Raw genomic sequence first — 14,393 nt, forward strand, 5'->3', positions numbered from 1 at the left:
TAAATTCCTGTGCGCGGGGTGCGCAAAATCCAAACTAAAAATTACTCGATGAGGTAAACGTCACTCAGCGAGGCGGTACCATTAACACCCAGTTGCAGCACCGCGCCTGAGTTGGTGAAGGAGACGCTCTGCACTTTCGCCGGTTTCAACGCGGTAATGGTTGGCGTGCTGCCGTCGGCGTTGGTGGCGGAGAACGACACTTTGAAGTTCGTGTCGGCCTGCAAGCGCGGATCGCTCGGCTGGAAATCTTCAAAATCATCCAGCGAGTACTGATGCACGCCCGCTTCGACATTTTTCAGCTTCGCGGTATAGGCGTTACCGGCCGGATCGGTCAGCGTGACGGTGACTTCATCCGCCGGGCTGTTCAGGGAAAGCCCGACTTTCTGGTTTCCGTCCGTGGCGGTGGAAACAGAAGGTTCGCCTTCAACCATGATGTCGCGGCCTACCCAGTCAGCGGAGTTCATCTGCTGCATACTGGCAACCAGCGTGCCCATGCTGTTCATGGTGCTGTTGAGCTGCTCGACGCCCGCCGCCGTGTTGAACTGTGCCAGCTGAGCAGTCAGCTGGTTGTTGTCCATTGGGCTGGTGGGATCCTGGTTTTGCATCTGCGCAACCAGCAGCGTCATAAAGTTATTCAGCAGGTCATCGGCGCTGGAGCCGGTACCGACGCTGGAAGAACTGGTGGTATTGGTGTTACTTGTGCCCGACGAAGAGGTGGTTTTCGTCGTCGTAGCGCTTTGCGGCATAACCGGTGAAATTGCCATTTTTTTATCCTTACTGGCCCAGAGTCAGCGTTTTCAGCATCAGGCTCTTCGCTGAGTTCATCACTTCGACGTTGGCCTGGTAGCTGCGGGATGCGGAAATGGTGTTGACCATTTCACCCACCACATCGACGTTCGGCATATGGACATAACCTTTGTCGTCCGCCAGTGGGTTTGCAGGTTCATAAACCAGTCTGTCCGGCGCGGTGGATTCCGTAACGCCGCTCACTTTCACGCCACCAATTTCCTCACCGGCGACGTTATCGACATTAAAAACCACTGAACGCGCGCGGTACGGTTTGCCATCCGGGCCGGCAATACTGTCGGCGTTCGCCATATTGCTGGCACTGACGTTAAGTCTTTTTGATTGGGCGGCCATTGCCGACCCTGAAATATCGAAAACACTAAACAGCGACATGAAAATTATTGACCTTGGTTAAGGGCGCTCGTTAAACCTTTTATTTGAGCGCCGAGAATCGTTAGACTCGTCTGATATTTGACATTGTTGTCAGCAAAATTAACGCGTTCACGATCCATATCGACAGTGTTTCCATCAGCTCTTGGCTGATCGGGAATACGATAAAGTAATTGTCGATTGTCCGTTTTCGGCGCTACGCCAGGAATATGTTTCCCGGCTGTTAAACTTAGTGTTAATGGATGACGCGTTTCCTGCTGCATTGCATTTTTCAATTCTTTTGAAAAATCAATATCTCGCGCCTTGTATCCCGGCGTATCGGCATTCGCGATATTGGACGCTAAAATATCCTGCCGCCGCGACATCAGGCTTAACGCCTGCTGCTGGAAACGCAATTCATTATCAAGTTTATCAAACATGAAATGACTCGCTTACTTCGAAAATTGATTACGGGGCATAGTCTAAGAGACAACCTAATAAATCTATACCTTAAAAATCCGACAGAAGTAGACGCATTTAGCCAATTCACTTTCGCTTAATTTGCCGAAAAGAAGCTTATATTTAAAAATTGAAAAAACAATACAGTGAAATGCCGTCAAAACTGACGGTATTTAATAGATAAGAAAATAGCCATCCTGAATTACAATAAAAAAATATTAATCCTATTGCTTCTTTATATTATAAGGCAGGTTTATCTCATTATGCCGCAGTCCTTTATCAGGTCGCTTATCGTGATTTTCGCGCTCTGCTGCCCGTTCTCACTGGCTTTTGCCAGCGCACCCGAAAACAGCGATCTCGAAGCCCGGATCGCCACTCTGCTGGCTGCGGACACTAAAGAAGCAGAGAATCAGCCGCAGCTGAGCATTAACATTCTTACCCCCGCGGCCAAACTCGCCGCATTATGCGCGCAGCCAGATTTGCGTCTTTCTGGCCGCTCCGTGCGCCTGACAGGCCGGCGCAGCGTCATCGCCAAATGCGGTAAAAAACAGCATTTCATTCAGATTCAGATTAGTGCCACCGGCAGGTACTGGGTGGCAGCGCAGACGCTGAAACCGGGGCAGATTATTGGCGCAGAGGATATCCAGCCCGTAAGCGGTGAACTGGATCGTTTACCGGCCGGTTTATTGCTTGATCCGCAAAACATCGTTGGCAGCACGCCCACGCGCATTATTCAGCCGGGGTCGCCGCTGGCGGAGAATCAGTTGCGTCGTAGCTGGGCGGTGATTGCTAATCGCACCGTCGAAATCACCGCGCCGGGTGACGGTTTTCTGATCCACGCCAAAGGTAAAGCGCTGGATAACGCCGCACTCGATGAAAGCGTCAGAGTACAGACGCGCACCGGCCAGGTCGTGGTCGCCACCGTAACAGGACAAGGACAAGTGAGCATTAGCCTGTCGAACTGATTTCAGTTTTATTTTCCCCGTGCCGATATCTTTAATACAGAGCCACCGCATAGAAAACCAGGATCCGTATGAACATTGAACGCACCCGCCAGGCCACTCCCATTCAGGCAACCGGCACTCAACAACAGCCCGTTGAGACGAAGGTAATGAATGATGAATCCGCACAATCGGGGAAAACAGACGCCCAGCAGGCCGGCACGCAGGTCAAACTCAGCCAGCTGACGCAGCAAATTAAAAATGACGGCAGCCGTGATGTTAATACGGAACGTCTTGCCGCCATTAAAGCGAAGATGGATGCAGGTGAACTCCACCTGGACAGCGATAAAATCGCCAGCGCATTGGTACGCGACATCTTTCGATTCTCATAATCTCAACATGCACGTGAATGATGGAAAACTTACCCGTAATTCTGAACAAACTGTATAAGCTGCTGGGTGAACTTGAAGCGACCCTGGTAGAAGAAATTGGCCAGCTTAGCCGCGCCCAGATAAACCCGGTGTCGCTGCAAGTGATCTCCGACAACAAGAGCCGTTTGTTGTCGGCGATTAACTTTTATGATGAGCAGCGCAAGCAGGAAGAGAAACAGCACAAGCTGACGTTTCCCTACCCGCGTCACTCCGAACTGGCTACGCTTTGGGATCGTATTACCGTGGTGGTGCGAAAATCTGCTGAGCTCAATCAAAAGAGCTATCAGTTGCTGAACATGCATATGAAGAAGATGAACGACTTCAAAAAGATTGTCAGCCAGACGACCACAACCGCGCAGCTTTATGGTGAAAGCGGAAACCGCAGCAATGATGCTTCGGGTAATGTTTACCGCATTTCCGTTTAATGCGGCCTCTTCTCTGTACAGCATTCAGCATTAACACGAAGTTATGGCGTTTTTCGCGCCCGTGTTGTTCCACGCGCCAGGTTAGGAAGTTATTCTCTGCTTCCGTGCCTGGTGTGTATGTCCTTCCTGGGCTTCTCGCATTTCTCCTGACGCGTATTCTCTGAGCGCGCTTTGCGTGGTTTTTCACGCCTCCTTTCCTGTATCCGTTCTGCGTAGCGTACCTACGTCGTGACCGGCCTTTCTTGCGGGCTGACGTCTGCGGCTTTATTCCGGTGATTTGTTCTGCGTGGCGTTATGCGTGTTGCCGATGGCTAAACCAGGATCTTTCCTTCTGTGCCGTTAGCTGGCGTTTAGTTTCGGTGGTTTACTCTGCGTGGCGCTCAGACGCTTAAACCCGCACTTTTCTTCTGTGCTGTTAGCTGGCGTTTAGTTTCGGTGGTTTACTCTGCGTGGCGTTCGGACGCTTAAACCCGCACTTTTCTTCTGTGCTGTTAGCTGGCGTTTAGTTTCGGTGGTTTACTCTGCGTGGCGTTCGGACGCTTAAACCTGCACTTTTCTTCTGTGTTGTTAGCTGGCGTTTAGTTTCGGTGGTTTATTCTGTGTGGCGTCATGGCATCCATTTTTGTCTTCAGCGATTGGCTGGACGACTGAGGGTTGACCGCCGCGCGCTTCGGCTCTGTTTTATGGCCTTCACCCATAGCACAATCCTCTGTGCGGTTTATTTGACCATCAGCGTTGGCTATCTTCGTACTAGTCTTAGCGATAACCCCGCGTAGAATGCCCTCCTCAGCGTTGCCCCTAACAAAAATGTTTCTAAATGTTTCGTAATTTTTGGCGGTGAGTGTGAGGTCAGTCGCATTAAAAATCAAAAGCGCTGATTTTGATCCTTTTTTTCCGGTTAAAAATGCTGCCTGAGCGGGGGAAGGTCAGAGTAAATAATTGGCTCTTTTTTAGTATGGAATTATTGTGCTCATTTTTCTCCCCTCAATAAATCAATCGGCAGAAAAAAGGCTATTTACGAACGCATCAAAAATAGCGAAAATACATTCAAGCAATGCAACAGGACGTTTTACCGGTTCATTCTGAATGGTGCCTTGCTTAAATACCCTCTCGATGAAAGGCGTGTTCTTTAGTTGCCACATGTCGGGAAACCTGGTGACTAAACTATATTACTGTGGCAATTAAACAGTACATTAGTTGTCATATGTGATGTAAAACCACTATTTCGATTGCCACCTTGAGTGGCATTTTTTTTGCCTTTTTTTCATGCAGTTAAGAAAAAATAGCAAGCAAAAAAGCAAGAGACACGGGGAGGAATGGAAAGATTTTGATATTTTTTCAACACTCAGGCTGAAAAATGAAAATACGTAAAGGAATTATAAAAAAAGAGAAATATAAGGAATGGGAATCGCTGTCATTCAAAAACACACGATATAACGCATCATAAAAATAGCCATTTATTTTTTAACGGATATATTCTGACAGTTTTATCTGATTAGTGAAAAGAAATAGAAAACAGCTTGTTTTGTAATGGCTGTGAAGGCGTATTCTACCGTATCTTTTTTAATCGTCCAGTTTCCGCCGCTGGCGATGTTAAAACCGCAACCTACTGTTATTTTTAAGTTTTATGGCAAAAACCAGAAAAGAAAGCGCAGCAAGGCAGCAGTAACTATTGCCAGCGTTAATTTTCCCCGCCAATTTCCGATTTTAAACACCACAAAAAACGAAAATGGCAATATTTTTTACCAGAAGAAGCTACTCGTGGTGGGGTTGTATGATCTGAGCAGGCTGCGCCTCATCCGTCCACAGCCGCGTGTAATCGGGCCAGCTCTGCGGATAGCAAAAAACCCCCTGCACGCTGGCGGGCGTCACCAGCCGGTAGCGCTGCGCAAGCAACGGCACGATCCAGCGGCGATCGCTGAGAAAGCGCATCAACCTTTTGACACGCTGGCTGTAGCGCTCCGCAGGCCCGGCGTTAATACGATCAAGAATACCAATCCCGCGCCGCCAGACCGCTTCTCCCCAAAACCAGGCCCACATCACGCTGTGGCGGAAGCGCTCTTCCATGCTGAATACATCATGCTGCTCAAAACGCAGAAACCCCATGCACAAATCATGCTCGGCCCAGTTTTTATCCTGCAACAGCCAGTGCGTTACGCTGATTGGCGTCAGTGTCACTTTACAGCCGCGATAGCGCAGGCTTTTCGCCAGCTCATCCACCAGCTTGCGCATTTCCGTTGAGCGGAAATAGACGAGATTCAGGCTATCCGGTAATAACGCCTGCACTTCCGGCTCGGCTGCGGGTTGCAGCCACTCCGGCAACGGAGCCAGCGTATCTTCCCGCTCAATCAATCCTGCGCTGAGCGAGAGCGCAATACGCCGGATAAACGACTGCTGCTGCGCGCTTAACCGCCCGCGCGCCTGGTTGAAGGTGACATAGTAGAACGCGTCGGCATTATCCCGTTCGGTCATGGCTTCCGGCGCAATCAATGAGTGCGGCGTATCCAGACGCACCAGCGCGGGCAACGGCGCGACACTGAGCGGCGTACTGTAAACAATCTCCGACGCCTGCGGCGTTTCACCATACCAGGAAGCTGATCGGGTGAGCACCAGTTGGCTGCTTGAGTGCTCGCTCACCTTAAATGGCCCAAGGCCAATGGAGCCGTTTCGCGGATGCGGTAGCGCATAAACCGGGCTTGCCAGCCGGTAAAGCAGCATGTTGTCGCGTTGACCCAGCAGCATCGTCAGGACATGATCCGTGCATTTCACCTCGATAACATGCGGCAGCCCCGGCCCACCGGCATAGCGTTCCACCGTGGAGCGTAATTGTTCTGGCGCGACAGGCTCGCCGTTATGCCAGACCAGGCCGCGACGCAGAATAAAACGCCAGCGCAATCCATCTTCACTGCAAGTGATCGTATGGGCAAGGCCGGGAATCGGTGCAACTTGCTCAGGAATATGGCGCGCCAGACCGGCATGTACCATTTGCAAAATATGCCGCCCGGCGCGATCGGTGTGGATGGAAGGAATAGGCGCCAATAGCGGCCGATAGAAAGAGATAAAATAGCGAAAGCCATCGCTGGAATAGTGCGGTTGCGCCTGCACGGTCGCCATTTCGGTTTCCGAAGCCGGGTACTCACCCGCCACCAGCGTTTCCAGCGCCGCCGCATTCATGCGGCATTGCAGAACACCAAGTGCGCCGCGCCCCGGGCGGGAATTCCACACCAGCCAGCCCTCCTCCTGCATTTCGTGGAGCAAAGAGCGCGCATAGCGCGAGGTGCAGGCTAACGTATCGGCAATTTGCGCCAGCGACACTTCGTGGCGATGGGTGCTATAGCGAGAGAGCAACCGATTATAACGGCGCAGCAAACTACCTTTTTTAACGGCAGAATTATAGAGCATTAAGATTTACCAGCGTAACGCAAGGCAGTTGAAAGGTGGGCCACGGGGCCAGAGGCAAGCCTATTAAATGTAGCATATGGGATAATAAGCAGAATCGTTTCCACCCAATATCTCGCACTTTCTACCCGCCAAAGAAAATAATAATACCATGATAAAAAAGGATAAATTACTCACTTTTGTTCGAAACCCACCCTTATTTCAGCATTTTTACCAATTCAGATTAATCACTGATTTTAATTTCCTGAGTACGTTAAACCTTCCTGTGGTTGATAATTAATCTGCTTTACGGTTTGGCATTTTCTTTTTTTTAATCAGGCGAAACTTTTGTCTGCCCGCGAACGAACTGTGTATGAGCATCAATAAACTTCCCTACAGGAGCGCAACATGATCCCAATGAAAAAACTCGCCCTCAGCCTCACCGCCGCTGCACTGTTGAACATCGCTACTGCCCACGCCGCCCTGCCCACCGGTTCGCAAGCACCGGACTTTAAATTACAAGGCGCGCTAGCCGGAAAACCGCTCACCTTCTCGTTACAACAAGCACTGCAAAAAGGTCCGGTGGTGCTTTACTTCTTCCCGGCGGCGTTCAGCAAGGGTTGTACTATTGAAGCACACGCCTTCGCCGAAGCGACGGACGATTTCAAAAAACTGGGTGCGACGGTGGTTGGCGTTACCGCTGGCAACACCGACCAGGTCGATGAATTTTCAAAACTGGAGTGTCGCGATAAATTCACCGTCACCGCCGATCCTGGCGCGAAAGTCGCGGCGCAGTACGACACACTGATGAAGATGAACGGCAAAACCCTCTCGGATCGCACCTCGTATGTCATCGCCCCGGATGGCAAAATCCTGCTGAGCTACACTGACAGAAACCCGGAGACGCATATTCAGAAAACGATGGAAGCGGTGAAACAGTATGCGAACGCGCATTCGTAAACAGGCCGTTAATCGTTTTTTATCTGTCAGAGAATCACTATGTTAACCGCCATGCTCGCCGCCTTCGCAGGCGGCATTATTCTCAACTTTATGCCCTGCGTGTTTCCGATTATTTCGCTGAAAGCGCTGGGGTTGTTGCGCCACACGCAAAGCCCGGCGCAAACCCGCAAAGAGGGGCTCGGTTTTTTGCTCGGCTGTGTGCTGACCATGCTGGCGCTTGCGGGCGTCTTGCTGGCGTTACGCGCCGGGGGAACCGCCGTGGGCTGGGGCTTTCAGTTGCAATCGCCGCTGGTTATCGCTTTTCTGGCGCTGGTGATTCTTGGCGCAGCACTCAATTTGCTCGGCGTGTTTGAGGTCGGTCTGTCGGTGCAACGCGCCGGCGAGATAACCATAGAGCGCGGGGCATTTCTGCGTGCGGCGCTGACCGGTGCGCTCTCGATCATTGTCGCCACCCCGTGTGCCGCTCCCTTTATGGCGGGTGCTATCGGCTACGCGCTGGTGCAACCGCCCGCCGTGGCGCTGGCGATATTCGTCGCACTGGCGCTCGGTTTTACCGCGCCGTTTACGTTGATTTCACTGTTTCCGGCGCTCGGCAAATGGCTGCCGCGCCCCGGCGCATGGATGAACACCTTAAAACGCGGGCTGGCCTTTCCAATGTTTGGTGCCTTCGGCTGGCTGGTGTGGGTACTGGCGCAACAAGCAGGAACCACGGCGTTGGCGGCTATTCTGGCGGCTGCCGTGGTAGTGAGTTTCGCTGCCTGGCTTTACGGCATGGCGCAGCAGCGTCGGTTTGCCGGGCGCGGTCATAAGGTGCTGTTTGCACTGACTGCAGCGCTACTGCTGGCGGCCATAGTTCCGCTGCCGTCGATAGTGCAAAGCGGCGCGCCGCTGGCGGCGAGCAATACGATTGAAGAGGTCAAATGGTCGCCGCAAACCGTGGCGGATAATCGCGGCCACGGCAAGGCTATCTTTGTCAATTTCACCGCCTCATGGTGCATAACCTGCCAGGTAAATGAAAAGACATCGCTCTCGACACAAGCCGTGAAAGAGGCGCTGGTAAAAACCAACACGCTGTATATGGTGGCGGATTCGACCAAATTTAATGCTGATATTGATGACGCGCTGAACGAGCTGGGCCAGGGCAGTTTACCGCTGTATGTGGTCTACCCGGCGGACGGCAGCGCACCGCACATTTTACCGCAGGTGCTGACCCCCTCAATTGTGGTCAACGCGCTCACGCAGGCCAGTGGTAAAAAAACCTGAAGGCGGGATATGGAAAAAAATGAGGCCGCGCGCGACGAATGGCCGCGGCTGATGGCGCTGGCGCAGTCCGGCGACAGTCAGGCCTACACGCGGCTGCTCAAAGCGCTGGTGCCGGTTATCCGATCGCTTGCGCGCAAACACATCGCCGATGAGGTGCTGGTGGAAGATGTGATTCAGGATGTGCTGCTCACCGTGCACCGGGTGCGGCATACCTACGATCCGGGCGCGCCTTTTCTGCCGTGGCTAATGGCGATTGCCAACGCCCGCGCGGTGGATGCCCTGCGTAAACGCGGCCGCCACCAGCAGCGCGAAGTCGCAAGCGAAGTGGATATTCCCCTGCTTGCCACCAGCATGGAAGCGCCATCACACGACGAGCTGGCAACGCTGCTGAATCAGCTTCCTGCGCGCCAGCGGGAGGTGGTTGAACATGTCCACCTGCGCGAAATGACGCTGGCAGAAACCGCGACGCAGCAAAATTTGACGGTCGCCGCCGTGAAATCGCTGTTGCATCGCGCCCTGAGCAATCTTCGTCGGTTAGGAGCACATCATGGCCGATCATGAACTGTTAATTGAACATTTGGGGCGCTGTGCCGAACCGGTAAAACGCCCCTTCCAGCCGGGCTGGCGGGTACTAAGCTGGGTGGCTCTCGCGTTGCCCTGCGGGGTTATAGCGGGTTTCGTGCTCAACCGCACGCTCACCGACTGGTCGCAGCCTGGCGCGTGGTGGGCGCAGATGCAGTTGCTGCTGACGTTTATCGCCGGGACGCTGGCGGTGCGTAACGCGTTTCTGTTGAGTATCGCCGGGCGCAACGCACTGAGCTGGAAGTGGTTTACGCCGCTGGCGGCGCTGTGGCTGGCAGGTACGCTCAGTAACCTGCATCTGCACCGCGTGTTGCCGGTAAGTACAGCTGTCGAAGGGCCGAACTGTTACCTGTTTATGGTGACGGTCAGCACGCCGATGGTATTGATAGTGATTGCTTACCTGCGCCGCACACGCACGCTGTTCCCGGCGCGCAGCCTGGCGGCGGCGGGCGCGGGCGTCGCCTGCATGGCGCTGACGTTGCTTGCCCTTTGCCATCCGACGCACATCAGCGTGGCGGATTTGATGCTGCATATCGCCGCCTTCAGCACCATTGTGCTGGCGACGATAGCGCTGGGTTACAAATGGGTGTCACTACCGTAATGCACAGCACGTACTGAACAGTCAGTACGTGCTTACACACTTAGCTTTTTTGCGGGAAGATCCACAGCTGTTCAGCAGGCAGCACCACACGGTAATTTTGCTGGCTACGCTGCTGGGTGCCGTAAACACGGATCGCGAAATCATCGCCGGAGGTGCGGAATAAGTACTCCCAGCGATCGCCCAGATACATGCTGGTGAGCATCGGCAAATCAAGTGAGTTATCCTGCGGCGAGTCCGCCAGCCGCAGGCTTTCGACGCGGATCACCGCCGTGCAATCCTGGCCTGTGCGCACGCCCGGTCCGGGAACGCCCCACAGCGCCCAGTTCGCCCCTTCGATCCTCGCTCTGCCGTTGCTGACTTCGCTCACCTTGCCGTGCAGCCGGTTATTGCTGCCCATAAACTCGGCGGTAAACAGCGTCGACGGCGTGGCGTACATCTCCTGCGGCGTACCTTGCTGCTCAATCACCCCATTGTTGAGGAGCAAAATGCGGTCGGAAATCGCCATCGCTTCATTCTGGTCGTGCGTCACCATCAGCGCCGACAGCCCCAGCTTAACAATCAGTTCGCGCAAAAAGACCCGCGCTTCTTCACGCAGCTTGGCATCGAGGTTCGAGAGCGGTTCATCGAGCAAAATCACCGGCGGGTTGTAGACCAGCGCCCGGCCAATTGCCACGCGCTGCTGCTGGCCGCCAGAAAGCTGGTGCGGATGGCGCTTGCCAAGCGTGCCCAGTCCAAGCTGATCCAGCACGGTTTGCACGCGGGTGTTGATTTCCGCCGTTCCCACTTTGCGCAGTTTGAGCGGGTAAGCAACATTCTCGAACACCGTTTTATGCGGCCACAACGCGTAAGACTGGAACACCAGGCCAAGATTGCGTTCCTCTGCCGGAACTTCACTGCGCGGCGTACCGTCGTACATCACGTTATTACCAATGGTTATCCGCCCCTGGGTTGGTTTTTCCAGCCCGGCGACAGCGCGCAGCAATGTGGTTTTTCCGCTGCCGGAAGGGCCAAGCAGCGACACCACTTCGCCACGTTTCAGATCCATCGAGACGCCTTTTAGCACCGCGTTGTCACCGTAGGTCAGATGCAGGTTTTCTACCGCCAGCTCAATCATGTAATTTCACTCCAAAGCGCAGGGCCACACCAAGACCAATGACCACCAGCAGAATATTGATAAACGACAGCGCGGCGACAATATCAATCGCCCCTGCCGCCCACAGCGACACCAGCATCGAGCCGATGGTTTCCGTCCCGGGCGAAAGCAAATAAACCCCGGTTGAGTATTCGCGCTCAAAAATCAGGAACATCAGCAGCCAGGAACCAATCAGGCCATAACGCGACAGCGGCACCGTCACGTGGCGCGTTACTTGTCCGCTGGTCGCCCCCGTGCTGCGCGCCGCTTCTTCCAGCTCCGGCCCGACCTGCAAAAGCGTGGAGGAGATAAGCCGTAAGCCGTAGGCCATCCACACCACGGTGTAGGCCAGCCAGACGCTGAAGATGGTGTTACGCAGCGATCGCAGCCAGACAATCAGGTTTTCGCGCAGCCACTCGGCCACCGGCAAACCGGAAAGCCAGCCGTTTTTCAGCGACTGATCGAGCCACATTGGTAAAAACAGGAACACCCACAAAAATGCCAGCCCGGCCAGCAGCCCCGGCACGGCACGGGGAACCAGCACGCTGTAATCAAGAAACCGCGTCACGTTATCCTGCTTGCGGTGCATGGCAATGCCGACAAACAGATAGCAGATCACCGCCAGCGCGCCGCCAAAAACGCCAATCGCCATTGAGTTGACGATGGCGCGCAGCAGGTTGGGTTGCTGCCAGATATTGCGGAAAGTATCGAGCGACACTTCATCCCACAAGGAAACGCCAACGCCCCAGTTGGAGATAAATGCCCGCAACACGACGCCAATCAGCGGCACGCCGATGGTAACCGTCAGCCACGCCACCACTACCGCACCAGCGACCCAGCGCCATTTACCCAGCGGCAGCGCCCGCGCCTGCGAGGCTTTGCCTTTCATGGTGACAAAACGGTTGGCGGTGCGCATCAGGCGGCGTTGCAGCATCACCAGCGGAATAGTGATACAAATCAGCACCACCGCCACCGCTGCCATCAGGTGATAAGAGGGCGTGCCCAATTTGTTGGTTAATTTATACAGGTAGGTCGCCAGCACCATGTTGCCTTCCGGGTCGCCCAGCACCAGCATCAGGCCGAACACCTCCAGCCCAAGGAAGAACAGCAGAACGCAGGCGTACAAAATTGACGGGCGCACCATCGGCAGGCTGACGGCGGTCATCACCTGTAATGGCGATGCGCCAACGGTGCGCGCGGCTTCTTCCACGTCGGAACCAACACTGCGCAGCGCCGAAGAGATATAGAGATAAGCGTGGGGAACGTGCGTGAGCCCGGCAATCACCACGATGCTGAACATCGAGTAGATATTCCACGGCACAAAGCCGATTAACTCCTGCGCCCAGCGCGAGAAAAAGCCCACCGGTCCGGCCGCCACCACATAACCAAAGCCAAGCACCATCGGCGAGACAAAGATGGGCACCAAGATCAGCGGCTCAATAAAACGGCGGCCCGGTAAATCGGTGCGCACCATCAAAAACGCCAGAATGCCGCCCAGTGGGATAGCGATAAACACCAGGCCAAACGCGAGGATAAAGCCGGACTTCAGCGCCAGATAGAAATCCGGATCGGTAAAGATAAATTCGAAGGCTTCGAGACTCAGTTCCTTAGAACGGACAAAAAAGGGCGCCGAGAGAAAACTCTGCACCACAATAAATAACAGCGGGATATAGATAACCAGCGCGGTGATTAACACAATGACGCCGCGCGGCAACCCCTGCCATTTTCTGCGCACACTATTCATACATCATCCCTTTGGTCAGGAACCTCACGCCAACCCGCTGGCTGAGAAAAGGGTTGTGCGCAAAATCGGCGCACAACCAGTCAGGGCGTTATTTAGCGGCAGCAGCGCGCCATTGTTTAATAAATTCCAGACGTTTTTTCGGCTCCAGATACTCCAGCAGCGACTCATCCACCGCAATCGGCTTCAGCGCGTCGCCGAGCTGTTTGGTCAAGCCGTCGATGTCGTTTTTGCCTTCAATATCGTTACGCAGCGAGGGGATATCCGCCTGGCTGGCAAGGATGCTCTGCCCTTTTTCCGACAGTACATAGTCAAACCACAATTTCGCGGCGTTGCTGTGCTCCGCTTCAGCGCTGATAAACGACACGCGCGACAGCACCAGCACGTAATCTTTCGGATAGGAGATGCCCAGCGAGTTATCCCCCTTCGCGCGGGCTTCGGCGTACGAACCCAGGATGTTGTAGCCAATCAGGTTTTCGCCGGAAGAGACGCGTTCCATCATGGTACCGGTGGAGGATTGCACCGTTAAACCGCCCTTCGCCACGTCCGCCAGATGGGTGAAATAGTCTTTGTCGTGTTTGCTGTCTTCCACGGCGAGCATAAAGCCAAGCCCCGATTTTTCGATATCGTAAGTGGTGACTTTGCTTTTGAATTTGTCAGTCTGGCTGGCGATGAGTTTGCCAAGCGCGGTGTGCGAATCTGGCACGTCGCCCGCCGGGATCAGGCGTTTGTTATAGATAAAGACCACCGGTTCATAGGTGGTGCCGTAGGCTTTTTTCTCCCAGACCGCCCACTTGGGCAGTTTATCCAGCTCGGGTGAAGCGTATTCAGCGGCATAGTCAGTGGCCAGTTTCAGCGCGGTGTCCATTGAGGAGCTCCAGACCACGTCGCCGCTGCCACCGCCGGAAGCCTGTTCGCTAAGATAACGGTTGTACAGTTCGGTACTGTTCATATCGTTATATTCCACTTTAATGCCCGGATATTGCGCCTCAAAACCCTTAATCAACGGGCCTGCGGCTTTGGTATCGGTAGTGGAGTAAATAACGACTTTGCCTTCTTTTGTTCCGGCGTCTACGATTTTCTGGTAATCCGCCGGGTACCCCTGAGGCACGGCAGCCAGCGCAGTGCCGGAAAAGAGCGCCGCCAGCGCCACGGCCAGAACAGTGAATTTCTTATCCATGAACAAACCCCTTTGGTATCATTTTTTTAAACACAAATTTAACATATAGCGTGCATTTCACCCGGTGCAACGCAGTGGCTTGTTTTTTCCAGGTTTTGTGACGCTGGCGGGATTTAATTATTGAGGTTGCAGGTTTGCGCACATA

General features: G+C 53.9%; 14 protein-coding genes. 7 read left to right on the forward strand and 7 right to left on the reverse strand.

From position 1 onward, the window contains the following. Positions 1-41: 41 nt before the first annotated feature. From ACFX4U_RS15775 to flgB, 3 genes are read right to left on the reverse strand one after another with little or no spacing between them, the layout of a single operon-like run. Entirely contained in the window at positions 42-764 is a 723-nt protein-coding gene (locus tag ACFX4U_RS15775; RefSeq protein WP_313509083.1) for a flagellar hook capping FlgD N-terminal domain-containing protein, read from the reverse strand. 10 nt (positions 765-774) lie between these two features. Then, positions 775-1,179 (reverse strand): flagellar basal body rod protein FlgC, encoded by a 405-nt coding sequence (gene flgC, locus ACFX4U_RS15780; protein WP_313509081.1) that lies wholly within the window; start codon positions 1,177-1,179, stop codon positions 775-777. Positions 1,180-1,184: 5 nt separating this feature from the next. After that, entirely contained in the window at positions 1,185-1,595 is a 411-nt protein-coding gene (gene flgB / locus ACFX4U_RS15785) for a flagellar basal body rod protein FlgB (protein WP_017459378.1), read from the reverse strand. A 282-nt stretch (positions 1,596-1,877) separates the two neighbouring features. Between flgB and flgA the strand changes: the two genes are divergently transcribed. The 3 genes from flgA (at position 1,878) to ACFX4U_RS15800 (ending at position 3,411) form a co-directional block, all read left to right on the forward strand. Next, positions 1,878-2,579: a flagellar basal body P-ring formation chaperone FlgA gene (gene flgA / locus ACFX4U_RS15790; RefSeq protein WP_313508545.1), complete on the forward strand. Its 702-nt coding sequence runs from the start codon at positions 1,878-1,880 to the stop codon at positions 2,577-2,579. Between the two features lie 68 nt (positions 2,580-2,647). Next, the gene (gene flgM / locus ACFX4U_RS15795) at positions 2,648-2,947 is read left to right on the forward strand and encodes a flagellar biosynthesis anti-sigma factor FlgM (RefSeq protein ID WP_175273702.1); all 300 of its coding nucleotides are present in this window, start codon (positions 2,648-2,650) and stop codon (positions 2,945-2,947) included. 17 nt (positions 2,948-2,964) lie between these two features. Then, the gene (locus ACFX4U_RS15800) at positions 2,965-3,411 is read left to right on the forward strand and encodes a flagella synthesis protein FlgN (RefSeq protein WP_249880965.1); all 447 of its coding nucleotides are present in this window, start codon (positions 2,965-2,967) and stop codon (positions 3,409-3,411) included. A 1,755-nt stretch (positions 3,412-5,166) separates the two neighbouring features. Here ACFX4U_RS15800 and ACFX4U_RS15805 read toward each other — a convergent pair. Further along, entirely contained in the window at positions 5,167-6,813 is a 1,647-nt protein-coding gene (locus ACFX4U_RS15805; RefSeq protein ID WP_313508542.1) for an SgrR family transcriptional regulator, read from the reverse strand. A 384-nt stretch (positions 6,814-7,197) separates the two neighbouring features. Here ACFX4U_RS15805 and ACFX4U_RS15810 point away from each other — a divergent pair, with 384 nt between their 5' ends. Genes ACFX4U_RS15810 through ACFX4U_RS15825 form a run of 4 tightly spaced genes read left to right on the forward strand, consistent with a single transcriptional unit; the run spans position 7,198 to position 10,195 of the window. Next, the gene (locus ACFX4U_RS15810; RefSeq protein WP_017459369.1) at positions 7,198-7,749 is read left to right on the forward strand and encodes a peroxiredoxin; all 552 of its coding nucleotides are present in this window, start codon (positions 7,198-7,200) and stop codon (positions 7,747-7,749) included. Between the two features lie 39 nt (positions 7,750-7,788). Next, positions 7,789-9,012, forward strand: a complete 1,224-nt coding sequence (locus ACFX4U_RS15815) for a cytochrome c biogenesis protein CcdA (protein WP_313508540.1) — start codon at positions 7,789-7,791, stop codon at positions 9,010-9,012. 9 nt (positions 9,013-9,021) lie between these two features. Further along, a complete protein-coding gene (locus ACFX4U_RS15820; protein ID WP_313508539.1) occupies positions 9,022-9,573 on the forward strand; it encodes a sigma-70 family RNA polymerase sigma factor in 552 nt (183 codons plus the stop codon). Further along, a complete protein-coding gene (locus ACFX4U_RS15825; RefSeq protein ID WP_313508537.1) occupies positions 9,560-10,195 on the forward strand; it encodes a DUF1109 domain-containing protein in 636 nt (211 codons plus the stop codon). Before ACFX4U_RS15820 ends, ACFX4U_RS15825 begins: the two co-directional genes overlap by 14 nt. A 40-nt stretch (positions 10,196-10,235) precedes the next feature. Here ACFX4U_RS15825 and ACFX4U_RS15830 read toward each other — a convergent pair whose 3' ends face one another. The 3 genes from ACFX4U_RS15830 to ACFX4U_RS15840 all read right to left on the reverse strand — a co-directional run bounded on the left by ACFX4U_RS15830 (position 10,236) and on the right by ACFX4U_RS15840 (position 14,248). Then, complete coding sequence (locus ACFX4U_RS15830) at positions 10,236-11,309, reverse strand: ABC transporter ATP-binding protein (protein ID WP_305735252.1); 1,074 nt, start codon at positions 11,307-11,309, stop codon at positions 10,236-10,238. Continuing rightward, a complete protein-coding gene (locus ACFX4U_RS15835) occupies positions 11,302-13,071 on the reverse strand; it encodes an iron ABC transporter permease (RefSeq protein WP_017459364.1) in 1,770 nt (589 codons plus the stop codon). The genes ACFX4U_RS15830 and ACFX4U_RS15835 overlap by 8 nt, the downstream gene beginning before the upstream one ends. Before the next feature lie 88 nt (positions 13,072-13,159). Next, a complete protein-coding gene (locus tag ACFX4U_RS15840; protein WP_313508535.1) occupies positions 13,160-14,248 on the reverse strand; it encodes an ABC transporter substrate-binding protein in 1,089 nt (362 codons plus the stop codon). Positions 14,249-14,393: the final 145 nt, after the last annotated feature.

The sequence above is a fragment of the Kosakonia sp. YIM B13588 genome (assembly GCF_042788165.1).
Classification (GTDB): domain Bacteria; phylum Pseudomonadota; class Gammaproteobacteria; order Enterobacterales; family Enterobacteriaceae; genus Kosakonia; species Kosakonia sacchari.